This is a genomic window from Geodermatophilus sp. SYSU D00708 (assembly GCF_054050115.1).
Genome location: NZ_JBJGYS010000002.1, coordinates 236,508 through 260,702 on the forward strand (window position 1 = coordinate 236,508; position 24,195 = coordinate 260,702).

Below are 24,195 nucleotides of genomic sequence, written 5' to 3' on the forward strand. Positions count from 1 at the left end.
AGAGCAGAGATGGACCAGAGCAAGGTGGAGGCGTTCCTGGGGCAGTTCGTCACGGATGCCGGGGCGACCGGCGCGGCCGGACTGGTGGTGATCGGCCACCGGCTCGGCTTGTACCGCGCCCTGGCCGAGGGCCCGGCGACCGACGAGCAGTTCGCCGAGCGCACCGGGTACGCCCGCAGGTACCTCACCGAGTGGTTGCGCGGTCAGGCCGCCGGGGGCTACGTGAGCTACGACGCTGCGACGGGGGAGTTCTCGCTCACGGAGGAGCAGGCGTTCTGCCTGGCCGATCCGAACGGGCCGAACCTCCCGGCCGCGTTCCTCACCGTGCTCGGGTACCTGCGGGCCGAGCGGCAGATCACCGAGGCCTTCCGCACCGGTGAGGGCTTCGGCTGGCATCGACACGACGACGACGTCTTCGTGGGGGTCGACGCGTTCTTCCGCCCCGGCTATGTCGCCGCCCTGGTGCCGGAGTGGATCCCGGCGCTGGAGGGGGTGGAGGCGAAGCTGACCGCCGGGGCGCGGGTCGCCGACCTGGGCTGTGGGCTGGGCTCGACGTCGGTGCTGATGGCCCAGGCCTTTCCGCGTAGCAGCATCGTCGGCTCGGACTACCACGCCCAGTCGATCGAGCTGGCGCGCAAGAACGCTGCCGAGGCCGGGGTCGGCGACCGGGTCACCTTCGAGGTGGCCACCGCGCAGACCTTCGGCGGCACGGACTACGACCTGGTGACGATGTTCGACGCCCTGCACGACATGGGCGACCCGGTGGGGGCCGCCCGGCGGATCCACGAGGCGCTCGCGCCCGACGGCACGTGGCTGCTCGTCGAGCCCTTCGCCTCCGACCGGGTCGAGGACAACCTCAACCCGGTGGGCCGGCTGTACTACGCCGGCTCGACGTTCCTCTGCGTGCCGAACGGGCTCTCGCAGTCGGGTGGGCACGCGCTGGGAGCGCAGGCCGGTGAGGCCGCGGTCCGGGAGGTCGTGGCCGAGGCGGGCTTCACCCACCTCCGCCGGGCCGCGCAGACCCCCTTCAACCTCGTCTACGAGATCAAGCCGTAGCCGTCCAGGAGGGTTACGCCTCGGGCCGCCGCTGGCGGACACGCAGGCACAGGACCGAGGCCCCGCGGTCGACGACCGCGGGGCCTCGGTCACGGGTGCCGGGGAGCCGCCTCGCTGCCGGACGGGTCGGGGCCGTTCCCAGTAGACCTCCACCCGCCAGCCGTCGGGGTCCAGGCACTCGAACGAGACCAGGTCCGGCACGACGTCCGCTGCGACGTCGCGGGACAACTCCTGGCCTGGTCGACGATCCCCTCGCGACTGTGCGGCACCGGGATCGCGCTCTCGCGTCCTCCCGAGGGAACCGCAGGGAGTGGAGCAGGACCAGGCGAGGTCCTCACTCAGGAGGTCGCCGACGTCCGCCATGGTCGCCCCGGTCGCCATGGTCGCCATGGTCGCCCCGGTCGGGGTGGTCGGAGACGGTGGTGCGAGCCCGTCTCGTGATGCGGTGGACGCGACCACGGGTGTGGGGCAGCGCGTGGACCGAGGGGCCGGCGAAGCCGCGGGGGTTGAAGTCGGTGTCCGAGGGGCGACTTGCCACACACGCACACGGCTGCGGCCGGGATGCGTGTCCGGTCAAGGGCCTCAGGCAACGCCGACTGACCGATGCTTCAGGCAACGCCGACTGACCGATGAGGTGTCGCCGGTCGAGGAGGCCGAGGCGAGCGTCGCCTCGTAGCCAGCGACGTCACCCAGGACCGGGGAGCGACTGGTCCCGTGTGTGACCGTGGTGTCGCGGTCGTCGAGGCTCCGCTCGAGACGGGCGAACGCTCTTCCCGGCGTCACGCTCCTGTCGGTTGGGATCCAGTCGGGTGACTTCCTGTTCGAGCGCCGTTGTCCGCCGGCGCCGGTCAGCGCGGGAGTCGTGCGGCCTTCCCGGACCAGGGACAGCCGTTCTACCGTGGACCACCCACCGTTTCGCGCTGTCCCGCAGGCGGGGCTCGGCGACCCGGGTTCGCAGGGTGGTGGCTGATGGGAGCAGAGGCGGCCCTCGGGGACTTGCTGCGAGCGGCTCGTCGCGATGTGGAGTCGATTCAGGTGAATGGCGCCGAGCGCGCCGTTTCGAGCGCCCGATCGGTCGGGGACCTCGAACCGAGAACCGATGTCGCGCTCGTCCACGACCGGGCGGCCTCCGGCGCGTACGCCGTCCTCGAGGCGGTGGGACGAGCCTCGTGCCGCCAGGACGCCGACAGCGCGGACGTGACGCGCGTTCGAGTTGAGCGTCTCCTGCGAAGGCGACTGTCGAGGCACGGGAGGGAGTTGACGGTCGGCTGCCCCTGGTTGGTGTTCGGTGAGGTAGACCCGGTCGCAGGCACGAAGATCGAGGAGGCGAGTTCCTCGTTCCCCGAGAGGTGCCGACCAGATCCGGGCCCCTCGGGATGACGGGCGCCTCGGTCCCGCCCGGAACCGAGGTGGGGCCCTACGTGGTGGACGCGCTCATCGGCCGAGGCGGGATGGGAGAGGTCTACCGCGCCACCCATCACCGCCTCGGTCGCCCAGTGGCCCTGAAGCTGCTCCGACCGGCCCTGGCGCTGCAGGACGCGTTCGTGGCTCGGTTCGTCCGGGAGGCACGGGTGCTGCGGAGTCTCGAGCACCCCGGTATCGCCACGGTCTACGACGCGGGGGAGTGCGACGGACACCTGTACCTCGCCATGCGTCTGGTCACGGGCGCGACCTTGAAGGAGCACCTGGCCCAGGGGCCGTACCCGCCCCAGCGAGCGCTCGCGCTGCTGGCGCCCCTGGCGGAGGCGCTGGACTACGCCCACAGTCGCGGTGTCATCCACCGGGACCTCAAGCCGTCCAACATCCTCGTCGACGAGCAGGATCGCCCGGTCCTCGCCGACTTCGGGCTCGCCAAGGCGCTGGACGACACGTCCGTCACCGCCAGCAGCCAGTACCTGGGCACCCCGAGGTACATGGCCCCGGAGCAGGCCACCGGCCAACCGGTCGGTCACCGCGCCGACCTCTACGCCTTCGCCTGCCTGGCCTTCGAGGTGCTCACCGGCACCCCGCCGTACACCCAGGACACCTCCATGGCGCTGTTCCTGGCGCACGGGCACGGCGAGATCCCGCGCGCCAGGGACCGGAACCCCTCGTTGCCACTGTCCGTGGAGGCCGTCTTCGAGCGGGGACTCGCCAAGGCCCCGACACAGCGCCATCCTTCCGCCGGCGCGTTCGTGGAGGCACTCACCGACGCACTGGAGAAGGGGGACGGTCGAGGTCGTGCCACTCGCCGGCGCATCCAGGTCCTCGTCGCCGCGGCGGTGGCCGTGGTCGCCATCGCGGGTGGCGTCGCGGCCGCGTGGGGGACCGACCCTCCGGAGGCGACCCGGGAGCCCGAACGGACCTCCGCTCCCGCGGACGTGGCCCGTGGGCAGCTGGTCTACCGAGCCGCTCTCGACGAGGACGGGGCGAGCTTCGTCGACCTGGTGGGACGCGGCACCGATCCCGCGGCCGGGGTGGTCCGGCACCTGCCGGATCGGCTGGAGCTGGCCGCGCTGGCACCTCGGACCGCCGTCGGTACGGACCTGAACCTGGCCGAGGGCGTCACCACGTTCGTCGGGGACATCGACCTGTCGGTCACGCCCGGGTCCGACGCGCTGTTCTGCTGGGGCCTGCGGTGGGCGGTGCAGGGGCGCCTGGCGTACGAGATGTGCATGGACACCAAGGCCGAGTTCGCGCAACTGGACGTGTGGAACGGCGAGCACCACGTGCCCCTGGCCCCGCGGGTGGATGTGCCGGGGCTCGACACCGGCCGGACGGTGAGCCTCACGGTCGTCGTCCTCGAGAACCGGCTCGGCCTGTGGGTCGACGGGGAGGCGGCCGTGGACGTCGAGGACCACCAGGTGCCGCCGGCCCCCACCTACCCCGGGCTCGACGTCTACAGCCGCCAGGCGGGTGGGACCGTGGTGGTCCACGGGCTGAGTCTCTATGAGGTCGCCTAGCCTCGTCACTCGGTCACGGCCGCGCAGCCGGCCCTGCATCCCCGTTCGTACCGGCGTCGGTCACGAGCCCGACCGCGGGAACCGCCGGGCGGTCCGGACGCCGACGAGGCATCGTGGTCAGGATCCCCTGGTGGGTCAGGCGGCCTGCAGGTGCCGCGGTCGCGTGTCAGGAGCGGTGTCCACGACGCGGGTGCCGGCACGGCGGGCCATCTGCCGGGACAGGTGCCAGGCGGTGCAGATCTCGCAGTTCGCGATCCAGGCTCGCCGGGAGTGGCGGTAGCAAGGCTCGGTCATGGCACCGCTCCTGCAATTGGTGATGAAGAGGATCTCGAGGGGCCGGACGACTTCTTGCCTTCCGCCCGAGTTCCTCAGGGACGTCCACCAAACTCCTCTTCCCGTCCATTCATTCGTATACATGTCGAAGGGAGAGTTGCTTCTCCCCGAGGTGAGAGTTTGCTTTCCCTTCCGTAAGACGCCGCGTCGCCGTTGAAGGGGCATCGCGAGACCTGGCTCAGGCAGAGAGAACGCCGCGCGTGGCCGACCTCCGACGGCGGCTGTGTGCGGCGCCGACCGCCGGGGACCGTGACGGTCACCCAGGCCGTCCGCCGCACTCCTGGGACCCGGTGTGGGGACCCGGCCGACTCATCGACCCTTGACCGGCAGGCCCGACGGCACCACCGTGGACGCGGGCAGGGCGCTCCCATCCGTCGGCCAGGTCACCCGAGGGGGGATGCAGCGTGATGCCGGCCTATCTGGAGATCTGGAGACCTTGCGGCCCCGAACTGGTTGCGTTGACCGGCCCGCGGGTCACCATCGGCAAGGCCGACTCGAACACGGTCGTCCTCACCCACGACCGGACGGTGTCCCGGCTGCACGCGATCCTCGAGGACTACGGGGCAGGCTGGTCGGTACGGGATCTGGGCAGCCGGAACGGCACCTTCGTCAACGGCGAGCAGATCCACACCGAGCACGCCCTGCATTCGGCGGACGAGGTGCGCGTCGGGCACTCACGCATGGTCTTCCGAGGCGAGCAGTTCACCGGGGATGCGCTGAGCGTGACCGCGGCCCCCGAACCCGCCCCGGAACTCACTCGGCGTGAGCGTGATGTGCTCGACGCACTGTGCCGACCGCTGTTCTGCGGCGAGGCGTTCCCCCAGCCGGCGTCCACTCGGCGGATCGCCTCGGAGTTGGTGATCACGGATGCTGCGGTCAAGCAGCACCTGCTGAACCTCTATGACAAGTTCGGGATCTTCGCGCAGGACGAGCGGCGGGTCGCCCTGGCGAAGGAGGCCATCCAGCGGGGCGCCGTCAATCCGGCCAACCTCAGGCGGCAGTCGGCCGCACGTTGACAGGGCGTGCACGCGGAGCGTCGCGGTGGGGGTGGTGTCGGTGCAGCGGGCAGGCGACCGCCTTTCGGCAACAAGGCGTCGGCCAGGGCTATCCGGCGTCCGCCAGGAGGGTCCTGGTGCGAGGCCCGGCCGGTGTCCCCGGGGAGGCTGCGGCGCGTTCGGCCGGCGGATGCCCCGGATGCCACGCCGGCAGGCCCGAGATCTCTCCCCGCCGGGCCGCCCGGTGCCAGCGGTGCACCGTGGTGGTGCCGGCGTGCAGGCGCCGCAGTACCGGCGACTGCAGGAGCCGGGGGTGGTCCCGCGGAGGCCGGGACGAGCAGCGGCCGACCATGGCGGAGGCCGCCTCGATCGGATCGGAGCCGTTGAGGTGTTCGTCGGCGTGCTCGTACCAGTCCATGCTCCTGCGCGCCATGGCCTGGATCCGCTGCAGATTCGGCCGGGCCCGGTCGTCGAAGTCCTTCAGTGCCGCGGTGAGGTCTCCCGAGAAGTCGTCGAGGCTGCGGACCAGCTCCGCGGCGTCGATGACCGCCAGCCTGGTGCCCGATCCCAGGGTGTAGTGCGTGGTGTGGGCGGCATCGCCGATGAGCACCACGTTCTGGTGCCACCACGTCCGGTTGCTGATTTCCTTGAACCGCAGCCAGCGGGCCGAGTCCCCGCGCGCGCGGCTGATCAGCGAGTGGCCCTCGAGCGGCCCGGCGAAGATCTTCTCCAGCAGCCGGAGGCCGTCGCCCTCGTCGCACCGGTCCAGGCCGAGGCCATGCCAGGTCGCCTCCGAGCACTCGACGACGCAGGTGCTCACGATGTCGCTCGATGGATAGGCGTAGAGCCAGATCCAGCCGGCGGGGGTCTCCTCGAAGGCGAAGACGAAGCTGTCGAAGACCTTGTCCGTCCCCAGCCAGATGTAGGGGTTCGCGCCGGTGCGCACGTGCGTGCCGAAGCGGTCCTCGAGCAGCTGCCGGATGCTGCTGCCCGCGCCGTCGGCTGCCACGATCAGATCGGCGTCGGGGAGTTCGGACAGGTCCTCGATCGGATGGTCGTATTCCACCTGCACGCCCAGGTCCGCCGCCCGTTCGGCGAGCACCTCCAGGAGCGCCGGGCGCTGGGCGGCGAAGCCATAGCGGCTGAGGTAGACCGCCGTGCTGCCGATCCGGATCTGCTGGTCCTTCCACAGTGTCGAGGCCTGACGCACCGCCCGGGCGCTCACCGGGTCGGTGAGGTGGAGCAGGTCCAACATGTCGTCCCAGTAGCCGACACCCCAGCCGTAGGTCGCACCCCGTGGATCCCGTTCGACGACGGTGATCTCGCGGCCGGGGTCTCGCAGCTTGGCTGCGATGGCGAAGTACAAGCCGGCGGGACCACCACCGACGCAGGTGATCTTCATCGACGTCCTCCGGGGACGAGCGTGTGCGTTTCGGTCGCGCATGCCCTGCGGGGCACCGACAGAACGAGGTCCGGGCGCAGCCGCGCTGCGCCGCTCTGACCTGCGGCGGGACAGCTGCGCGGCGGGGGCGCCCGAGGGCCTCGTGGCAGGCACGCAGCCGAGCCAGGTGGGTCACCGGATGTCTGCGGGCGGTCCCGAGGCCACGGGTCAACGGCCGGTCCAGTCTCCGCTCGCAGCGACCGCGGGTCGTGGGCCAGGTCGGGAGGGGGCCGCTTCGGAGCCCCCTCCCGACCGCCTGTTCGATGCAGGTGTCCTGCGGACGGGTAGGTCAATGCCTTCGGCTGGGCGGCGTGGGAACTGGACCGCACTCCCGTCCGCCCAGCGCTGCGCCGCTGTCCCGTTCCTGTCCGAGAGGGTCAGTCACCAGCAGTCGTAGGTGTACCCGTAGTCCCACCACCCGCAGCTGTCGGACGGCTGCAGGGAGGACGCCGACCCGGTGGTACCGGGAGACGCCAGCGCCGCCGACGCGGTGGTGCCGTGGCTGGCTGCGGTGACGCTGTCCGCGGGCGCGGTGGCCGCCATCGCGCCCCCGCCCGGCAGCAGCACGCCACCGAGACCCAGGGCGCTGGCGACGGTGGCCAGAGCGATACGTCGCTTGGAAAGGCCCATGACATTCTCCTGATCGTCCGTGGCATGGCCGAAATGGTCTGCCGATGGTGGTGGATGAGCTGTGCCGGCCAAGACCTGCTGTGCATTTCCTGTTGTGTGTTCAGGACCAGGTCTTGACTGATGACGATCGTGCTCTGTTAGGCAGGCCCCCACCATGTCCCGACCGGCCCGCTTCTGCTCACCCAGGGGTCAGCATTTCCTTACCCGCGGGTGAGGCGGACGAGGGATCAGTGGCCCGGTACACAATTGGCGACGCCTCGGTCGGGCTCCCTCTCCTGTCCGTCCGGCAAAGGGGAGGCCCCAGCTTTCGCCCCGCGCGGACATGGGTGCAGGAGTTGCTCCGGTGTATGGCGTGAGAGGCCCTTGAAGGCCACGGTGCCGCGAGGAACGGGTGTTGAGGGCCGGGCAGCCGGGATCTCCACCGTGTGCGGCGCGGTGGCAGTGACGAGCAGCCGCGGCCGGGGGCGAGCTCATCGGCCCACTGGTGGAGCACGAAGCGGGTGCAGTCCCCGGGGCAGGGGCGCCTCCACGTCGTCGGTGACCTGACGTGCACGCGCGTCTTCCGCCCCGAGGTCGCGGTAGGCGGCCCGAGTCCGTCCGGCACCGAGGGACGGCGTCCCCGGAGTGCCAGAAAGCCGGCGCGTCAGGAGCGTGGAAGTGGCGTGCCAGGGAGCTTGTCGTCCCCTGACAGAGGAATACCCGCTCTCGAACAGCCCGCTCGGGGGACCGGTCGGCTCCCTCACCACGGCGTCCAGCTCGGCCATGGCGCCGACGTACCAGTCCACGCCGTGGTCGTGCGCCACGTCCTCGACCACGGCCACCGTGGTCGCCGGCGCGCCACGCAGCTGGACGGGCCAGCGGGGCCGGCTCGGCCGCAGCAGCCGGCGCAGGAACGCGGCGGCCCCGCGGGTGTGGTGGAGCTCGGACTCCAGCCGCTGCAGGTGGTCGGCGACGAGGGCGGCACGGGTTCCCGGGTGGGGGGAGCGCCGGACGCGGACGGGCCCGTCCACGGGTGGTCCCGGCTCCCGGAGGCCACGGCTCGGGAAGTGCGTCGGCCGGCGCCGAGCGGCCGAGGCTGCTCGACGTCGTCAGCCGCTGAGTCCGCCGTCGATCGTGAACGTCGTGGCGGTGACCATGGCGCTGGCGTCCGAGGCGAGATACAGCGCGGCCTGTGCCATCTCCTCCGGGGTCGTGTGCCGGCCCAGCGGGATCATGCCGTTGAAGACCTCAGCGGCCCGGGCCTGCGGCAGACCGGTCGCCTCCATCTCGATGGCGTCCTGGAACGCCGTCGAGGTCGGCCCCGGATGGAGGGTGTTGACCCGGATCCTGCGGTCGGCGACCTCCTTCGCCGCCGCCCGCATGAGCCCCACCTGGCCGTGCTTGGCCGCGACGTACGCGCTGATGTTGGCGAATCCGACCAGGCCCACGACGCTGGACGTGATGATCACACTGCCGCCGTCGGTGAGCCGAGGGAGCCCGTGCTTGAGCACGTGGAAGGCGCCGCTGACGTGTACCGCCAGGGTCCGCGTGAAGACGTCCCCGGGATAGTCGACGATCGGCCGCACTGCGCCGCTGATGCCGGCGTTGCTGAACAGCACGTCGAGGCGGCCGAAGCGCTGGTACCCGGATTCGATGGCATCGTGGACCGCCTGCTCGTCGGTCACATCAGCGACCGAGGCGAAAGCACGGTCAGATTCGAGTTGATCGACTGCCTCCTTGAGGCCGCCTTCTTGGATGCCGATCAGGTGCACCCGGGCTCCCTCGCGGCTGAAGAGCCGTGCGCAGGCGAGTCCGATGCCGCTCTCTCCTCCGGTGATCACAGCGACCTTGTCGTCCAGCTGGCCCACAACAGTCGCCTCCTCGCGTGGTGCCGGGAGTCGCGCCCACGGGGCGTGGGAAGGCGAGTATTCGCGGCTGGACCGGCTCAGGGAACCGTGAGGCGCCCTCGATCCTCGAGAGGCTGCGGGGGCGCGTCGGGCGTCGGCGGCTGACCTGCGTGTGCCGTGGAGGTGCGAGGCCAGGACGTGCGGGAGAGAGCGCGACTGGCATGTGACGGCCAGACGCCAACGTGGCCGCCGCCATGGCTGCGGCCGCCGCGACCTGGTTGGCGGCCCTGGACGACGACCAGCGGGCGCTGGCCTCCCGGCCGGCACCGGGGAGTGACGCGCAGACCGAGGACGAGCGGTTGCGCTGGTGCTACGTACTACTGACCACGGCGGGCTGCCGCTCGCCCAGCAGCGGCCGCCCCAGCAGTCGCTGGCCATGCAGCTGCTCGCCAGCGAGCTGTCGACGGCCGGCTACGTCACCGTGGCGACGATCCTGGGCTGGCAGAACGTCCTCGACCAGCTCGAGGGCTTCACAGTCGACTGCAGCCGCGAACGTGACCGCGACCCGGGGTTGTACTACCTGCACTACCTGCGCGTCTTCGGCGAACCGGGGGCACCGGGCCGCGGGGGGCTGGCGCTTCGGCGGCACCACGTCTGGCTGAACAACCTCGTGGTCGACAACGAGGTCCGCTCGGTCACCCCGTGCTTCCTCGGCGCCGAGCCGGCGACTGCGCCCGGCCTGGGCGGTGGCACCCTGCGCCGCTGGAGCGGGTCGAGGACCTCGCCCACGAGGTGGTGCCCTCGCTGTCACCGGAGCTGCGGGACGTGGCCGTGCTCCTGGACCGGCCGCCGTCAGGCATCGTCGGCGGCAACCGCACGCGCGTCGCCGACGGCGACCATGCTCCTGCTGCCCGACATCTGGAACGGGCGTGTCACCGAGCCGCGGCTGCGCGACCGGGTCGAGGCCATGACCGCCGCGGCGGAGGCGGCCACCGGGTACGGCCCCGAGGAGCACCGTCGGCTGGCCCTGACCTCGCGGCCCCGCGGCGTTCCGGGCTCGCGCTGGACCAGGCCAGCGGGAGCTGCTGGCGGCGCTGCTGTCGGCCCACCGGGGACGGGTCCCCGACGGGCCGGCCGCTCCGGTCGACCGGGAGCAGGTGCACCTGGCCTGGGCCGGGTCGCTCGAGCCGGGGGAGCCGCACTACCGGCTCCAGGGCCCCGGCTGCTGACCGAGTGGGACGACACCGCCCGCGACGCCGACCACGCGCACTCGGCCTGGCGGGACCCGGAGGCCGACTTCGGCACGGACGTCCTGGTGGAGCACCGGCACGTACACCACGGCGGCTGAGCAGCCCGTCCCTCGTCGCCGCGGAGGCCTGTTCGGTCGATCCGGACCGGCTCCGTTCGACACCTCGAGTGGGGACGTCCGAGCCCGTTGACAGGGGATGGCCGCTCGTGGAGGGTCGTGGCCCGCACGTGATCCAGGTCACTCTCACGGCACGGGCCAGGTGGGCCGCGTCGTATCCGGAGCCGACAGCCGTCGCGCCCGCCGTCGCCACGAGACGGGTGGCGGCGGACGACGTCCGGCGCGCTGGCACCCGGCCGGGACGCCGTCCGCCCGCACCTCTCGGAGACAGCGATGAAACCCGCACCGTTCCGATACCTCGCCGCGAGGACGACGGACGAGGTGGTCGAGCAGTTCGCCGAGCACGGGCCGGATGCCCGGATCCTCGCCGGCGGCCAGAGCCTCGTCCGCCTGATGAACACCCGGCTCGCCGAGCCCTCGCTGCTCGTCGACATCAACGGGGTCGAGGAGCTGGACCGCATCGACCGCCGCGACGGCACCGTCGTGATCGGCGCCCTGACGCGGCAGCGGACGTCGGAGCTGTCGGACACGGTCCGCGCCGCAGTGCCCCTCCTCGCCGAGGCCGGAGCGCTGGTGGCCCACCCCTCCGTGCGCTCGCGCGGCACCGTGGTCGGGAGCGTGTGCTTCGCCGACCCGGCCGCGGAGCTGCCCACGGCGCTGCTGGCGCTCGACGGGGAGGTCGTCGCCCGGAGCGCCCGCGGTGAGCGCGTCATCGCGGCGGAGGACTTCTTCGTCGCCGCTCACGAGACCAGCCTGGAACCGGACGAGTTCGCCGTCGAGGTCCGCGTCCCGGTGTCGCCCGGGACCCGCACCGGATCGGCCTTCCTCGAGCTGTCCCGCCGCCACGGCGAGCTGCCCGTGTGCGGCGTCGCCGTCACGGTGGCGCTCGACCCGTCCGGCCACCTGTCCGACGTCCGCATCGCGCTGGGCTCGGTCGCCGGGCGGCCGGTCCGCGCCCGCCGGGCCGAGGCCGCGCTGGGCAACGCCCAGCCCTCGGCGGAGGCCATCGCGGAGGCCGCGGACCTCGCCGCCGCCGATCTCTCCCCGGTGAGCGACTGCCACGGTTCGGCCGCGTTCCGCAGGCACCTCGCGGTCGCGCTCACGAAGCGCGCCCTGACCCGAGCCATCGCCCGAGCCGACGGAGAGCAGACGGATGCCTGAGAAGGTCCACCTCACCCTCACGGTCAACGGGGCCGAGCACGAGGCCCTGGTGGAGCCGCGCACCCTGCTGACCGACTTCCTCCGCGACACGCTGGGGCTGAAGGGCACCCACGTCGGGTGCGAGCAGGGCGTCTGCGGCTCGTGCACGGTCCTGGTCGACGGGCAGAGCACCCGGGCCTGCCTGTTCTTCGCCGTGCAGGCGAACGGCCGCAGCGTGCAGACCGTCGAATCACTCGCGCGGGCCGACGGCACGCTGCACCCCCTCCAGCAGGCGTTCAGCGAGCGCCACGGGCTGCAGTGCGGCTTCTGCACTCCCGGGATGCTCATGGCCGCCACCGAACTGCTCGCCGGCAACCCGACGCCCGGGCCCGAGGACGTGCGCCTCGCGATGTCGGGCAACCTGTGCCGTTGCACCGGCTACCAGAACATCGTCGAGTCGGTGTGCCGCGCCGGAGAGCTCATCAGCCAGGCCCACACGTACGCGGTGCCGCAGCAGGAGGTCCGGGCATGACCGCCACCGAGGACGTCACCCACCCCGCCACCGGCGACGGGAACTACCGGTGGGTCGGGCGCAGCGTTCCCCGCAAGGAGGACCGGAAGCTGCTCACCGGGCGCGCGACGTACGTCGCCGACGTCGTCGTCCCCGGGATGCTGCACGCCGCGGTCCTGCGTAGCCCGCACGCCCACGCGCGGATCGTCTCCATCGACACCTCCCGCGCCCGCGCCCTCCCCGGCGTGTTCGCCGTGCTGACCGGCGAGGAGGCCCAGCAGCACGTCGGCCCGATGACGGCGTTCTGCGCCGAGCCGGTCCCCCAGCACGCGATCGCCGTGGAGAAGGTGCGCTTCCCGGGCGAGGCCGTCGCGGCCGTCGCGGCCGAGAGCCGCTACATCGCCGAGGACGCCCTCGCACTGATCGACGTCCGCTACGAGCTGCTCGATCCCGTCGTGGATCCCGTGGCCGCCATGGCCCCCGGGGCCCCCCGGGTGCACGACACGCTCGACAGCAACGTCGTCTTCCACCGGGCGATCGACTTCGGCGACGTGGACGGTGCCTTCGCCGGCGCGCACCGGGTGATCCGCCGGCGCGCGCGGTGGCACCGCATGGGCGCCCAGCCGATCGAGACCGCCGGTGCCGTGTGCTCCTTCGAGCCCTACACCGGCGAGATGACGGTGTGGTCCAACACCAACTTCCACAACTTCCTGCCGTGGGCGTTCGCCGGCATGCTCGGGGTGCCGACCAGCAGGCTCCGGCTCATCCCGTGCACCGTCGGTGGCAGCTTCGGCAGCAAGCACCTGCTGACCAAGGTCATCTCCATCGCCGGGAGCCTCAGCAAGGCGACCGGACGACCGGTCCAGTTCCTCGAGGACCGCCTCGACTGCCTGGCCGCCAACGACAACGTCGGCTGCGACCGCATCTACGACGGCGAGCTGGCGGTCGCCGAGGACGGCACCTTCCTCGGCCTGCGGCTGACGATCGTCGACGACTACGGCGCGTACTTCCAGTTCGCCCACGGCCAGCACGGCAACGCCATGGCCCAGCCCACCGGCCCCTACACGATCCCGGCCCTGGGCTACGACGTCTCCTGCGTGCTGACCAACAAGGTCCAGCAGGGCTTCTTCCGCGGCGCAGGGGCGGACCCGGGCAACTTCGTCCTCGAGCGGCTCGTGGACGCGGCCGCCCTCGAACTGGGCATCGACCGGGTGCAGATCCGGCGGCAGAACTTCATCCGGCCCGAGGACTTCCCGTACAAGATCCCGACCGGCAACGAGTACGACTCGGGCAACTACGACCGGGTGCTCACGCGCGCGCTCGAGGTCTCCGACTACGACTTCTGGATGCGCGAGAAGGAGCGGCTGCGGAAGGAGGAGGGCCGCTACATCGGCGTGGGTCTGGCCAGCTGCCAGGAGCGCAGTGGGTACAACGCCAGCGAGTGGTGGTTCCTCTACGACCAGCCCCCGCTCGGCGCGACGAGCACCCCGGAGTCGGTGAAGCTCGACGTCGACGCCACGGGCGGCATCCGGGTCGAGGTCGGCTGCCCGCTGTGGGGCAACAGCCCGGAGACGGTCATCGGCCAGGTCGTCGCCGAGGAGTTCGGCGTGCAGCCGGACGACGTGACGGTCGTCTACGCCGACTCCACCTCCGGGAGGTTGTCGGCGGGCCCCGGCGGCAGCCGGCTGACCATCATGCTGTCCGGGGCCTCCCGCACGGCCGCGCGGCGGATCAAGGAGAAGATGACGCGGATCGCGGCGCACATGATGGAGTCGGACCCGGACGACGTCGAGTGCATCGACGGCACCTTCCGGGTCCGCGGCGTGCCCGGCAGCGAGGTCGGCATGGCGGCGGTCGCGATGCGGGCCCACCTGTTCAAGCACGACAACCCGGAGGGCGAATCCAGCGGCCTGGTCGAGAGCTGCACCTACGACCACCCGCACTCGACGCCGCCGGCGAGCGACCGCAGCGACATGGGGATCTTCTACCCGATGGTCAGCCACGGCTGTCACATCCCGATCGTCGAGGTCGACCCCGAGACGGGCTCCGTGGAGGTCCTGCAGTACTACGCGGTCAACGACTGCGGCACCGTGATGAACCCCAAGCTCGTCGAGGGTCAGGTCATGGGCGGCATCGTCCAGGGCATCGGTGCGGCGACGATGGAGGAGTACGTCTACGACGCGGACGGGCGCCTGGGCACGCCGACCTTCCGGGAGTACCTCATCCCGTCAATGAACGAGGCGCCGCCCATGCACGTGGTGCACGAGCAGACCCCGTCACCCTGGACCGAGTACGGCGTCAAGGGCGCCGGCGAGGGGGGCCGGCTGATCGCGCCGACGGCGATGGCCAGCGCGATCAACGACGCCCTGTCCCCGTTCGAGGTGTGGGTCGACGAGCTCCCGATGACCCCCGAGCGGGTCGTCGGCCTGCTCGCGGCGGCCGACCGGACGGGGCCGGCGGACCGCACCGGGTGAGCGCCGGAGGCTGCTCCTCCCCGCCGCCGGTATCGGTGACGAGGTGCGCGTCGTCACCGAGCCCGACCTGGGCCGCCGCATGCTGCAGCGCGCGCCATCGATGCCGGAGTGCCGCCCGACTGACCGCCGGCGAGGTCTACGGGCAGGACGACGACGAGAGGGACGTCCCGTCCCGGGAGGCGTCCCCTGACCGGCACCACATCGCCGCCGTGTGCCCCGCCGCGGAGGCCTCTGTGGGTGGCCTGGCTTCGGCGGGGAGCCGCCTCAGCCGCGGACCGGCTCTGAGACCGGTCCGCCGGCGGATCAGGCGGTCGCTTCCTCGGGCTCGTCGTCGCCCGTGGCGGTCGCCTGCGCCTCCTGCGTCAGCTGGGTCCAGAACCGCAGGGCCGCGTGCTCCATCTCCAGTCCGAGGCGCAGGGTCACCAGCCGCCCGGCCACGCCTTCCACGTCGGAGTAGCGCCGCTGCATGTTCTCGTAGACCTTGATCCGCTCCTCGTGCTGGGCGATCTGTTCCCGGGCCAGCCGCTGGACGTTGCCCGGCTCGCCGAGCTCGTTGAAGAAGAGTTTCAGCTCGGCGATGTCGCGCAACTGGAAGTGCTCGTTGGTCGGCGCGGCGAGCCAGGCGCGCAGCTCCCGCAGTCCCTCCTCGGTGATCGAGTAGGTGCGCCGGCGGCGGCCGTCCTGCTCGCTGGACGCGGCGAGCAGGCCCATCGTCACCAGTCGCTGCGGCTCGGAGTACAGGCCGGCGTGCGGGAACACCCAGAAGTAGCCGATCGACCGGCTGATCGCACGCTTGAGGTCGTAGGAGGTCGAGGGCCCGCGCAGGCCCACCATCCCGAGCACCACATAGGAGGTCGGGGACAACCGCTCTGACGCCACCCTTGCCACCTTAATAATCGGCTCTGTATGGTCCAGTTCAGATCATCCAGGTCACCCAACGGAGGGCGCAATGGATCTGGCCACGGCGTTGGCGTGGACAGCGGATCGGCATCCGAATCGCCGAGCCGTCGGTGGTGCCCGGCCCCTGACCTACCGCGAGTGGGATGCGCGGACCAACCAGCTCGCCCGCCTGCTGGCGGAGCAGGGCGTCGGTCCCGGCGACCGGCTGGCCCTCTTCCTCGCCGGCGGGGAGCCCCTGGCCACCCTCCACCTCGCGGCCCAGAAACTCGGTGCGGTCTCGGTGCCCCTCTCCACGCGACTGAGCCCGGAGGAACTGGCCTACTGCCTCGGCGACGCGGACCCCGCGCTGCTCGTCACCGACGAGACGACGGCATCCATCGCGGAGAAGGCCGGCAGCGCGGCGCCCCATCGCGACGTGGGCGAGCTGACGCCCGACGGGCAACCCGACGGGCCCCTCGGTTCGACGCCGTCCGAGGACGCCACCAGCGTCATGCTCTACACGTCCGGCACGACGGGCCGGCCCAAGGGCGTGCCGCGTTCGCACCGTGCCGAGCACAGCGCGGCGGTGGCGCACCTGGTGCAGGCGCAGCTGCGCCAGGGCGAGGTCGTGCTCGGGGTCATGCCGATGTTCCACACCATGGGTCTTCGCTCGCTGATCGCCAGCGTCGTGTGCGGTGGCACCTGGGTACCCCAGGCGCGGTTCGACGCCGCGGAGTCCGTGCGGCTGCTGCGCGAGGAGGGAGTGACCTCGCTGTACCTGGTCCCCACCATCTACTGGTCGCTGCTCCGCGAGGAGGGGTTCGCCGAATCCGGCGTGCAGCGACTGGCCTACGCCGGTGCCGCGATGACGCCGGCCCTGGCCGAGCAGCTGGCCGACGCCCTGCGACCGCAGGTGCTGGTCAACCACTACGGCAGCACCGAGATCTACACCTTCACCATCGGCCCCGACGGGATGCGCAAGCCCGGTTGTGCCGGCCGCGCGGGGGTCTTCTCCCGCGTCCGGCTCGTGGCGCCCGAGATCGGTGCCCCGCCGGACGCGCTCGTCCGCCCCGGCGAACAGGGGCAGGTCATCGCCTCCCTGGCCAGCCCCGAGGCGTTCGCCGGCTACTGGAAGCGGCCCGACGCGGACGAGAGGTCCATCCGCGACGGCTGGTACTACACCGGTGACCTGGCCACCGAGGACGAGGACGGCGACCTGTGGGTCGCCGGCCGCGTCGACGACATGATCAACTCCGGCGGCGAGAACATCTACCCGGACGAGATCGAGGCCGCCCTCGTGCGGTGCCCGGCCGTCGCCGACGTCTGCGTCGTCGGGTTGCCGCACGAGCGTTGGGGGAGTGCGGTCACCGCGTTCGTCGTCCCCGCCGACGGCGTCGCGCCGGACGCCGCGCTCCGCGAGCTGCAGGGCTACATCTCCGGGCCGAGCGGCCTGCCCTCCCTCAAGCGGCCGAAGCGGGTCGTCGCCGTCTCGGCGATCCCGCGCTCGGCCGTCGGCAAGACCCTGCGGCGCGCGCTGACCGCGGGGGACTACCAGCCTCTCGCCGAGTTCGACCTCGGAGGTCCCCGTGCATGACCAGTCCACCGTCGCCGACGCGCCCGTCGTCCCCGAGGAGGCCGCGCCGACCGATGCCGCGACCCCCAGCGAGCACACCGGGGGGACCGGCGCACCGCGCTGGACCCCGAGCCGGGTCGAGGACGCGCCGCTGGTGACCGGGGAAGGTCGGTTCCTCGACGACATGGACCCCCTGCCGGGAACGCTGACCGCCGCCATCGTCCGGAGCCCCCACCCGCACGCCCGGATCCGCAGCGTCGACCTCAGCCGCGCTCGCCGGCACCCCGGGGTCGCCGCGGTCATCGGCCCCGAGGAGGTGCTCGCCACGCTGCGACCGTTCCCGCTGTCCGTCAGCACCCAGATGCCGTACTTCCCCACGGGTACCGACAAGGTCCGTTACGTGGGGGAGCCGGTGGCCGTCGTGGTCGCCACGGACCGGTACGTGGCCGAGGACGCCGCCGAGCTGGTGGACGTCGACTACGAGCTGCTCGACCCCGTCGTCGGCATCCGCACCGCCCTGGCCGCGGACGCGCCACTCCTGCACGAGGGCCAGGGGTCGAACGTCGCCACCGACCGGACGTTCACGTTCGGGGAGGTGGACCAGGCCTTCGTCGAGGCCGCCCACGTGGTCAGCGGCGAGTACGACTTCCCGCGGTACTCCGGCGCACCCATGGAGTGCTTCTCGGTCATCGCCAACTGGACCGAGGACTCCGCCGGCCCGGCGGTCGAGGCCTGGGCGAACTTCCACGGCCCGTTCACGATGGTCCCGGTCATGTCCGGCGCGCTCGGCATCCCGACGTCGCGGGTGCGGCTGCACGTGCCGGCCGACATCGGCGGCAGCTTCGGCATCAAGGCCGGCATCTACCCCTACGTCGTCCTGCTGGCGCTGGCCTCCAAGCACGCCCGGACGCCGGTCCGCTGGTCCGAGGACCGTGTCGAGCACCTGCTGGCCAGCTCCTCGGGCGCGGATCGGATGATGCGGTTCGAGGCCGCCGTGGACGCCGACGGCGTGATCACGGCCCTGCGGACCGATCTCGTCGACAACGTCGGCGCCTACATGCGCCCGCCGGAGCCGAGCACCCTGTACCGCTGCTACGGCAACATCACCGGCGCCTACCGGATCCCGGCCGTGCAGATCCGGGCGCGGGCGGTCGTCACCAACACCATGCCCACCGGTCTCATCCGCGGGTTCGGCGGCCAGCAGCTGTACTTCGGCCTGGAGCGGCTGATGGACGACATCGCGGCGCAGACGGGGCTGGACGTGGTGGATCTCCGCTGCCGGAACCTCGTGCCGCCGGACGCGTTCCCCTACGAGACCCCGACCGGCGGTGTCTACGACTCCGGCAACTACGAGGAGGCCGTCCGCCTCGCGGTGGAGAACGCCGACCTCGCGGAGCTGCGCCGGCGCCAGGCGGAGGCCCGCGCGCGCGGCGAGCTGTACGGGATCGGCATGGCCGTCGTGGTGGACCCCTCGGGCACCAACATCGGGTACGTGGGTCTGGCGACGCCTCCCGAGGCGCGCAAGGCCGGCCGCGACAAGTCCGGCTCCACCGAGCACGTCCGGGTCAGCGTGGACGTGCAGGGCGTCGTGACGGTGATGCTGGGCAGCGTGCCGCAGGGGCAGGGCCATGCCACGATCGCCCGGCAGATCGCGGCCGCCCGGCTCGGGCTGCCCGAGGAGTCGGTGCGTGCCGTCATCGACATGGACACGGCGACGACACCGTGGACGGTGACCACCGGCAGCTACTCCTCCCGCTTCGCCCCGCTCGTCACCAGCGCGGTGATCGAGGGCTGCGACCGCATCGCCCGGACCATCCGGGCTGCCGCCAGCGTGCTCCTCGGGGCCGAACCGGACGAGCTGGAGCTGGCCGAGGGCCGGGTGCGGGTGGAGAGCGACCCCAGCCGGTCCGTCGAGTTCCGGCATGCCGCGGGAGTCGTGCACTGGGACCCGGGTTCCCTCCCCGAGGGCACGTCGGCCCGGCTCTACGAGGAGGCTGCGTTCACCCCGGCCGCCCGCGCCGCCACCCGCGACGAGCGGATCAACTCCAGCCTCTGCTACGGCCTGGTGGTGGAGTTGATCGCCGTCCGGATCGACCCCGACACCCTGGAGATCGACATCGACCGGGTGTCGAGCGTCCACGACGCCGGCACGGTTCTCAACCAGACCCTCCTCGACGGCCAGGTGTACGGCGCACTGACCCAGGCGCTCGGCGGGGCGATGTACGAGGAGTTCACCTACACCCCGGGTGGCCAGCCGACCGCGGCGACGTTCCTGGACTACCTCTGCCCGACCACGGCCGAAGCCGGCTTCCCGCTGGTGACCGACCACGTGGTCACCCCGTCACCGCTCACCCCGCTCGGTGCCAAGGGCAGCGGGGAGGGCAGCTCGATGAGCTTCCCCGTGGCGCTGGCCAACGCCGTCACCGACGCCCTCTCCCCGTACGGCTTGAAGATCGACCAGTTGCCCGTTCACGGCAACGTCCTCCACGACATGCTCGACGGCGTCCGCCGTCCGGCCTGACCCCACCCCCTCTGACAAGGAGCTGGCGCATGCCCACCACCGGTGGAGACGTCCTTCTCGACTACGGCCACGACGGCCAGGTCGCGTACCTGACGCTGACCCATGGCGGCTACACCATCGTCACGATGGAGATGCGGGCCAAGATGGCCCAGCGCTTCGCCGAGATCGACAGGGACGACAAGGTCCGCGCGGTGGTCGTGCGGTCGGACGGCAAGCACTTCACCTCGGGCGGGGACATCGCCGGCTTCATGGAGATCGACCCGATCGACTTCACCGACCTCGGCCACGACATCACCGCGGCTTCCCGCAGCACCAAGCCGGTCGTGGCCGCGATCGACGGCTACTGCTTCGGCGTGGGCCTGGAGCTCGCGCTGTCCTGCGACATCCGGCTGGCCACGAACCGCAGCGAGTTCGCGCTCCCGGAGATGAACCTCGGGATGATCCCCGGCAGCGGCGGCACGCAGCGGCTGGCCCGGCTCATCGGGCTCTCCCGCGCCAAGTTCCACATCATGACGGCCACGCGGATCCAGGCGCAGCAGGCGCTGGACTGGGGCCTGGTCGCCGGGTTGTACGAGGACCGCGACAGCCTCTACGCGGGCACCGAGGAGCTGGTCGCCAAGCTGGTCGACTTCAGCCCGGCGGCGCTGCGGACCGCCAAGGAGGTGCTCGACCGGGGGATCGACGGGCCGCTCTACACCGGCATCGAGCTCGAGCGGAAGGCCTACTCGATGCTGCGGGCGACGCAGGACTTCGCCGAGGGCGTCAAGGCCTTCGGCGAGAAGCGCAAGCCCGTCTTCACGGGGCGCTGATCGGCGATGAAGGCAGCCCCGTTCGCCTACGTGCGCCCGGCGACCCTGGACGACGCCGTCGGCGAGCTCGCCGCCACCGCCGGGGACGGCAAGGTGCTCGCCGGCGGGCAGTCCCTGGTCCCGGTGCTGGCCATGCGCCTGGGCCGCCCCGGAACGCTGGTCGACATCAACGGCGTCGCGGGGCTCGACACCATCGAGCGACAGGGCGCGGTCCTGCGAGTGGGCGCCACTGCCCGGCAGCGCTCGCTGGAGCGCAGCCCGGAGGCGGCCGGCGTGCCGCTGGTCCGGCTCGCCCTGCCCTTCGTCGGGCACCGGGAGCTCCGCAGCCGCGGCACGGTGTGCGGCAGCCTGGCCCACGCCGACCCCGGCGCGGAGCTCCCGGCCGTCGCCTCCTGCCTGGGGGCGGCGCTCGAGGTCCGTGGTCCGTCCGGCACGCGGAGAGTGCCCGCCGCACACTTCTTCCAGGGCGCCATGACCACCGCGATCGGCGCCGACGAGATCCTCACCGCCGTCGAGTTCCCCGTGGCCGGTCCGGGAGAGGGCTTCGGGTTCGCCGAGCTGGCCCGCCGCCACGGCGACTTCGCCCTGGCCGGGGTCGTCACGCGGGTCCGCTCGGCCGACGGTGCCGTTGCCGAGGCGGTCATCAGCGGCTTCGGCGTCTCCGACCGCGCCGTCACCCGCGACGTCACCGACCTGGTGCGCTCGGTGGCCGACCGCGACGACCTGGAGGCGGCGCTGCGGCCGGGGACCGAGGAGCTCGCCCGCGACGTCGTCGACACCTCCGGTGACCAGCACGGCTCCCAGGGCTACCGCCGCCGTCTCTTCGCCGTCCTGGCCGCCCGCGAGCTGGCCCGCGCGTACCGCCGATCCACGGGAGGCACACCATGACCACCACCACGCCGACCGGGGCCGCCGGTTCCCGTCCCGCCGACCGACCGCCCCAGCGGCCGGTGCGAGCGGCCGCCGACGAGCTGGTCGAGGTCTCGTTCACCGTCAACGGGACACCGGTCAGCATCCGCGTGCCCGCCCGCATGCACCTGGCCGACGCGCTGCGCACCAACCTGGGGCTCACCGGCACACACCTGGGGTGCGAGCACGGGGTGTGCGGCATGTGCACCGTGCTCATCGACGGCGACGCCGCGCGGGCCTGCCTGGTCTTCGCCGTGCAGGCCGAGGGCACCGACGTCGTCACCGTCGAGGGGCTGGGCACCCGCGACCGGCAGCACCCGCTGCAGCAGGCATTCAGCCACCACCACGGCCTGCAGTGCGGCTTCTGCACGCCCGGCTTCCTGCTCAGCTCCTACGACCTGCTGGCCCACAACGAGGGGCCGCTCGACCCGGAGACCCTGCCGGAGGAGATGTCCGGCGTCATCTGCCGCTGCACCGGCTACCGCGGCATCCTCGCCGCGGTCTCGGACGTCGCCGAGGCCCATCCCGACGGCGTCCCCGAGCCGATGAACTGCGCCCCCCGCACGCTGGTGGGCCGTGGCGGCGGCATGTCGGCGTCCGCGGTCGCAGAGGAGGCGCCCGCCGAGGATGCCGCACTCGAGGTGCCGGCCGCGCTCACCCGGCCGACGGGGACGCCGACGATCACCGTGACCGTGACGCGGCAGCTGACCAGCCCGGTCGAGGACGTGTGGGCGGTCATGGACGACGTCGACCGGCTGGCCCGCTGCCTGCCCGGCGCGGAGATGACCGCCGACCTCGGTGACGACCGGTACCGCGGCCGGGCCAAGGTCGCGCTGGGCCCGGTGCGGCTGGCCTTCGAGGGCCTGGCCCAGATCACCGAACGTGACGCCGCAGACCACCGGCTCGCCCTGCTGGCCCAGGGCGCCGACACCGGCGGCAACCGCACCGCGGCCGACATCGGGCTGCGTGCGGTCGCCGTGCCCGACGGCGGCACCGAGCTGCGGGCCGACGCCGCGGTGTTCCTCTCCGGCCGGATCGCCCAGTTCGGCCGGGCGCTGGCGGGGGACGTGAGCCAGCGGCTGTTCGAGCAGTTCGCCGACGCGGTGGACGAGACCGCCCGCACCGGGACCGCGCCGGACGTCGGCGCCGGTCCCAGCGCGCTGGCGATCGGCGTCCAGGCGGTGCTCGGTGCCCTCCGGCGCCGGGCCAGGGCGGCGCGGACCGCGCTGAAGGCCCGGCTGTCCCGCCGCCGGCGGGACTGACCGCCGCGCGGACCGGGGCGGCCATCGCGATCCGCCCACACGACGACGGCCGCCGACCCACACCTGTGGGTCGGCGGCCGCAGTCGTCGTGCCGGTCGGAGCTCAGGCCGGTGCCGGCCCGCCCTCGTCCGTGGCGAGCTGCCGCTGCCAGTCGGCGGGCGCCGGGGCGGTCATGGCGTCGAGGTCGAGCTCACGCTCCCCGGGCACCCGGATGCGGGTGAACTTCCCGGGCGGTGCGCCGCGCGGGACCGTGGCGTCGAGCCCCATCTTCGAGCCGACCCCCTGGTCGTCGGTCGAGGGATCCAGCTTCGAGCCCTGGCTCTCGTGCACGAGGACGAGGTCGCGATCGGCCTGGAACCGCGTGGCGACCGCCCACTCGACCTCGGTCGGGTCGTGGACGTCGACGTCGGAGTCGACGACCGTCACGTGCTTGATGTCGTAGTGGGTTCCCAGCGCACCCAGGATGACGTTCTTCGCCTCGCCAGGAGCCGGGTTCTCCACCTGGACGTACAGGTGGTAGCGGCAGGTCCCGCCCCGGGGCAGGTGCACGTCACGGACGCAGGGGAAGCTGCGCCGCAGGTGGTTGAGGAAGGATGCCTCGCGCGGGATGCCGCCGAGGAGCAGGTGCTCGAGCGCCCCCCCGACGATGGTGTGGTACAGCGGGGACTCGCGATGGGTGATCGCGTCGATCTGGATGACGTGCCGTTCGGCCCGCTCGCCGTAGTACTGCGGGAACTCGCCGAACGGTCCCTCGGCCTCGCGGACCTCGGCCAGCAGGCGCCCCTCGAGCACGATCTCGGCGTCGGCCGGCACCCGGACCTCGTTGGTGAGGCAGCGGGTCACCGGCAGGGGCGACCCGCGCAGGGCCCCGGAGATCTCCAGCTCGTCGTGGTCGATGGGGACGATCGCCTGCGAGGCCATGAGGGTGAGGGGGTCCACGCCGATGACGACGGCGACCTCGAGGTCCTCGCCCACGGCCTCACGCTCGGCGAAGAACGCCAGCGCGTGGCGGGGGAGCAGCAGGGCGCCCAGCCGGTCGGGACCGTTGACCTGGAGCCGGTGGATCGACACGTTCTGCACGCCGGTGCCGGGCCGCCGGGTGATCAGCAGACCCGCGGTGATGTACGCGCCGCTGTCGAGCTCGTTGTGGGTCGGGATGGGCAGCATCGACGTGAGGTCGGGGTCCTTGTGCACGACCTGCTGGCAGGCCGCGCCGGTCACCTCCGTGCTGGGCACGGGCTCGGAGCAGGCGGCCTCGAAGCGGGCCAGGAGCTCGTCCTGCCGCACGCCCATCGCCTCGGCCATCCATGCGCGGTCCGACAGCAGCCCCGAGACGACGGGGACGGGATGGCCGCCCGGCCGGGGGAAGATCGTCGCGCTCCGGCCGTCGAGCCGGTTGGCCACGCCCGCGACCCCGAACCGCAGGTCCACGCCGGGACGGGAGACCGTCAGGCGCCGGGTCTCCTGCAGGCGGTCCAGCCAGCCGCGCAGGGTCGCCCCCACCGGTGCGGGGAACTGCTCCATCGTT

General features: G+C 72.3%; 19 protein-coding genes. 13 read left to right on the forward strand and 6 right to left on the reverse strand.

All coding sequences use genetic code 11. The annotated features are described in order from the left end of the window. Positions 1-9 precede the first annotated feature (9 nt). The 3 genes from ACI79D_RS03015 (at position 10) to ACI79D_RS03025 (ending at position 3,998) form a co-directional block, all read left to right on the forward strand. Positions 10-1,056, forward strand: a complete 1,047-nt coding sequence (locus tag ACI79D_RS03015; RefSeq protein WP_456916820.1) for a class I SAM-dependent methyltransferase — start codon at positions 10-12, stop codon at positions 1,054-1,056. A 969-nt stretch (positions 1,057-2,025) separates the two neighbouring features. Further along, positions 2,026-2,436 (forward strand): hypothetical protein, encoded by a 411-nt coding sequence (locus ACI79D_RS03020; RefSeq protein WP_456916821.1) that lies wholly within the window; start codon positions 2,026-2,028, stop codon positions 2,434-2,436. Next, complete coding sequence (locus ACI79D_RS03025; protein WP_456916822.1) at positions 2,433-3,998, forward strand: serine/threonine-protein kinase; 1,566 nt, start codon at positions 2,433-2,435, stop codon at positions 3,996-3,998. Before ACI79D_RS03020 ends, ACI79D_RS03025 begins: the two co-directional genes overlap by 4 nt. 135 nt (positions 3,999-4,133) lie before the next feature. Here the strand turns inward: ACI79D_RS03025 and ACI79D_RS03030 are convergent, their stop codons facing one another. Continuing rightward, positions 4,134-4,292 carry a hypothetical protein gene (locus ACI79D_RS03030; protein WP_456916823.1) on the reverse strand — a complete coding sequence of 53 codons (159 nt, stop codon included), beginning with the start codon at positions 4,290-4,292 and terminating at the stop codon, positions 4,134-4,136. Between the two features lie 446 nt (positions 4,293-4,738). Between ACI79D_RS03030 and ACI79D_RS03035 the strand changes: the two genes are divergently transcribed. Further along, positions 4,739-5,347, forward strand: a complete 609-nt coding sequence (locus tag ACI79D_RS03035; protein ID WP_456916824.1) for an FHA domain-containing protein — start codon at positions 4,739-4,741, stop codon at positions 5,345-5,347. 88 nt (positions 5,348-5,435) lie between these two features. Here ACI79D_RS03035 and ACI79D_RS03040 read toward each other — a convergent pair whose 3' ends face one another. The 3 genes from ACI79D_RS03040 to ACI79D_RS03050 form a co-directional block, all read right to left on the reverse strand. Continuing rightward, positions 5,436-6,728, reverse strand: coding sequence for an FAD-dependent monooxygenase (locus tag ACI79D_RS03040; RefSeq protein WP_456916825.1), 1,293 nt, complete (start codon positions 6,726-6,728; stop codon positions 5,436-5,438). 420 nt (positions 6,729-7,148) lie between these two features. Next, positions 7,149-7,397 (reverse strand): hypothetical protein, encoded by a 249-nt coding sequence (locus ACI79D_RS03045; RefSeq protein ID WP_456916826.1) that lies wholly within the window; start codon positions 7,395-7,397, stop codon positions 7,149-7,151. A gap of 1,088 nt (positions 7,398-8,485) precedes the next feature. After that, the gene (locus ACI79D_RS03050; protein WP_456916827.1) at positions 8,486-9,244 is read right to left on the reverse strand and encodes an SDR family NAD(P)-dependent oxidoreductase; all 759 of its coding nucleotides are present in this window, start codon (positions 9,242-9,244) and stop codon (positions 8,486-8,488) included. Between the two features lie 346 nt (positions 9,245-9,590). On the opposite strand from ACI79D_RS03050, the gene ACI79D_RS03055 reads away from it, so the two are divergent. From ACI79D_RS03055 to ACI79D_RS03070, 4 genes are all read left to right on the forward strand, one after another. Then, complete coding sequence (locus ACI79D_RS03055; protein WP_456916828.1) at positions 9,591-10,571, forward strand: DUF3500 domain-containing protein; 981 nt, start codon at positions 9,591-9,593, stop codon at positions 10,569-10,571. 291 nt (positions 10,572-10,862) lie between these two features. Further along, positions 10,863-11,750 (forward strand): FAD binding domain-containing protein, encoded by an 888-nt coding sequence (locus ACI79D_RS03060; RefSeq protein WP_456916829.1) that lies wholly within the window; start codon positions 10,863-10,865, stop codon positions 11,748-11,750. Then, positions 11,743-12,261 (forward strand): (2Fe-2S)-binding protein, encoded by a 519-nt coding sequence (locus ACI79D_RS03065; RefSeq protein ID WP_456916830.1) that lies wholly within the window; start codon positions 11,743-11,745, stop codon positions 12,259-12,261. Before ACI79D_RS03060 ends, ACI79D_RS03065 begins: the two co-directional genes overlap by 8 nt. After that, a complete protein-coding gene (locus ACI79D_RS03070; protein ID WP_456916831.1) occupies positions 12,258-14,714 on the forward strand; it encodes a xanthine dehydrogenase family protein molybdopterin-binding subunit in 2,457 nt (818 codons plus the stop codon). The genes ACI79D_RS03065 and ACI79D_RS03070 overlap by 4 nt, the downstream gene beginning before the upstream one ends. Positions 14,715-15,017: 303 nt before the next feature. On the opposite strand, the gene ACI79D_RS03075 is transcribed toward ACI79D_RS03070, so the two are convergent. Then, positions 15,018-15,593: a PadR family transcriptional regulator gene (locus ACI79D_RS03075; protein ID WP_456916832.1), complete on the reverse strand. Its 576-nt coding sequence runs from the start codon at positions 15,591-15,593 to the stop codon at positions 15,018-15,020. A gap of 70 nt (positions 15,594-15,663) precedes the next feature. Here ACI79D_RS03075 and ACI79D_RS03080 point away from each other — a divergent pair, with 70 nt between their 5' ends. The 5 genes from ACI79D_RS03080 to ACI79D_RS03100 are packed head-to-tail and all read left to right on the forward strand — an operon-like array spanning position 15,664 to position 22,667. Beyond that, on the forward strand, positions 15,664-17,187 hold the full coding sequence (locus tag ACI79D_RS03080; RefSeq protein ID WP_456916833.1) for a class I adenylate-forming enzyme family protein: 1,524 nt from the start codon (positions 15,664-15,666) through the stop codon (positions 17,185-17,187). Further along, positions 17,180-19,687 carry a xanthine dehydrogenase family protein molybdopterin-binding subunit gene (locus ACI79D_RS03085; RefSeq protein WP_456916834.1) on the forward strand — a complete coding sequence of 836 codons (2,508 nt, stop codon included), beginning with the start codon at positions 17,180-17,182 and terminating at the stop codon, positions 19,685-19,687. The genes ACI79D_RS03080 and ACI79D_RS03085 overlap by 8 nt, the downstream gene beginning before the upstream one ends. 29 nt (positions 19,688-19,716) lie before the next feature. Further along, a complete protein-coding gene (locus ACI79D_RS03090) occupies positions 19,717-20,496 on the forward strand; it encodes an enoyl-CoA hydratase/isomerase family protein (RefSeq protein ID WP_456916835.1) in 780 nt (259 codons plus the stop codon). A gap of 6 nt (positions 20,497-20,502) precedes the next feature. Then, on the forward strand, positions 20,503-21,384 hold the full coding sequence (locus tag ACI79D_RS03095) for an FAD binding domain-containing protein (protein WP_456916836.1): 882 nt from the start codon (positions 20,503-20,505) through the stop codon (positions 21,382-21,384). Then, a complete protein-coding gene (locus ACI79D_RS03100; RefSeq protein ID WP_456916837.1) occupies positions 21,381-22,667 on the forward strand; it encodes a 2Fe-2S iron-sulfur cluster-binding protein in 1,287 nt (428 codons plus the stop codon). Before ACI79D_RS03095 ends, ACI79D_RS03100 begins: the two co-directional genes overlap by 4 nt. A gap of 102 nt (positions 22,668-22,769) precedes the next feature. On the opposite strand, the gene ACI79D_RS03105 is transcribed toward ACI79D_RS03100, so the two are convergent. Beyond that, on the reverse strand, positions 22,770-24,191 hold the full coding sequence (locus tag ACI79D_RS03105; RefSeq protein ID WP_456916838.1) for a UbiD family decarboxylase: 1,422 nt from the start codon (positions 24,189-24,191) through the stop codon (positions 22,770-22,772). Positions 24,192-24,195 lie beyond the last annotated feature (4 nt).

What these genes read in the sequence shown, in the direction of transcription:
- ACI79D_RS03015 (WP_456916820.1), top strand. Translation starts at nt 10, where the DNA reads ATGGACCAGAGCAAGGTGGAGGCGTTCCTGGGGCAGTTCGTCACGGAT.
- ACI79D_RS03020 (WP_456916821.1), top strand. Translation starts at nt 2,026, where the DNA reads ATGGGAGCAGAGGCGGCCCTCGGGGACTTGCTGCGAGCGGCTCGTCGC.
- ACI79D_RS03025 (WP_456916822.1), top strand. Translation starts at nt 2,433, where the DNA reads ATGACGGGCGCCTCGGTCCCGCCCGGAACCGAGGTGGGGCCCTACGTG.
- ACI79D_RS03030 (WP_456916823.1), bottom strand. Translation starts at nt 4,292, where the DNA reads ATGACCGAGCCTTGCTACCGCCACTCCCGGCGAGCCTGGATCGCGAAC.
- ACI79D_RS03035 (WP_456916824.1), top strand. Translation starts at nt 4,739, where the DNA reads ATGCCGGCCTATCTGGAGATCTGGAGACCTTGCGGCCCCGAACTGGTT.
- ACI79D_RS03040 (WP_456916825.1), bottom strand. Translation starts at nt 6,728, where the DNA reads ATGAAGATCACCTGCGTCGGTGGTGGTCCCGCCGGCTTGTACTTCGCC.
- ACI79D_RS03045 (WP_456916826.1), bottom strand. Translation starts at nt 7,397, where the DNA reads ATGGGCCTTTCCAAGCGACGTATCGCTCTGGCCACCGTCGCCAGCGCC.
- ACI79D_RS03060 (WP_456916829.1), top strand. Translation starts at nt 10,863, where the DNA reads ATGAAACCCGCACCGTTCCGATACCTCGCCGCGAGGACGACGGACGAG.
- ACI79D_RS03065 (WP_456916830.1), top strand. Translation starts at nt 11,743, where the DNA reads ATGCCTGAGAAGGTCCACCTCACCCTCACGGTCAACGGGGCCGAGCAC.
- ACI79D_RS03070 (WP_456916831.1), top strand. Translation starts at nt 12,258, where the DNA reads ATGACCGCCACCGAGGACGTCACCCACCCCGCCACCGGCGACGGGAAC.
- ACI79D_RS03080 (WP_456916833.1), top strand. Translation starts at nt 15,664, where the DNA reads ATGGATCTGGCCACGGCGTTGGCGTGGACAGCGGATCGGCATCCGAAT.
- ACI79D_RS03090 (WP_456916835.1), top strand. Translation starts at nt 19,717, where the DNA reads ATGCCCACCACCGGTGGAGACGTCCTTCTCGACTACGGCCACGACGGC.
- ACI79D_RS03095 (WP_456916836.1), top strand. Translation starts at nt 20,503, where the DNA reads ATGAAGGCAGCCCCGTTCGCCTACGTGCGCCCGGCGACCCTGGACGAC.
- ACI79D_RS03100 (WP_456916837.1), top strand. Translation starts at nt 21,381, where the DNA reads ATGACCACCACCACGCCGACCGGGGCCGCCGGTTCCCGTCCCGCCGAC.
- ACI79D_RS03105 (WP_456916838.1), bottom strand. Translation starts at nt 24,191, where the DNA reads ATGGAGCAGTTCCCCGCACCGGTGGGGGCGACCCTGCGCGGCTGGCTG.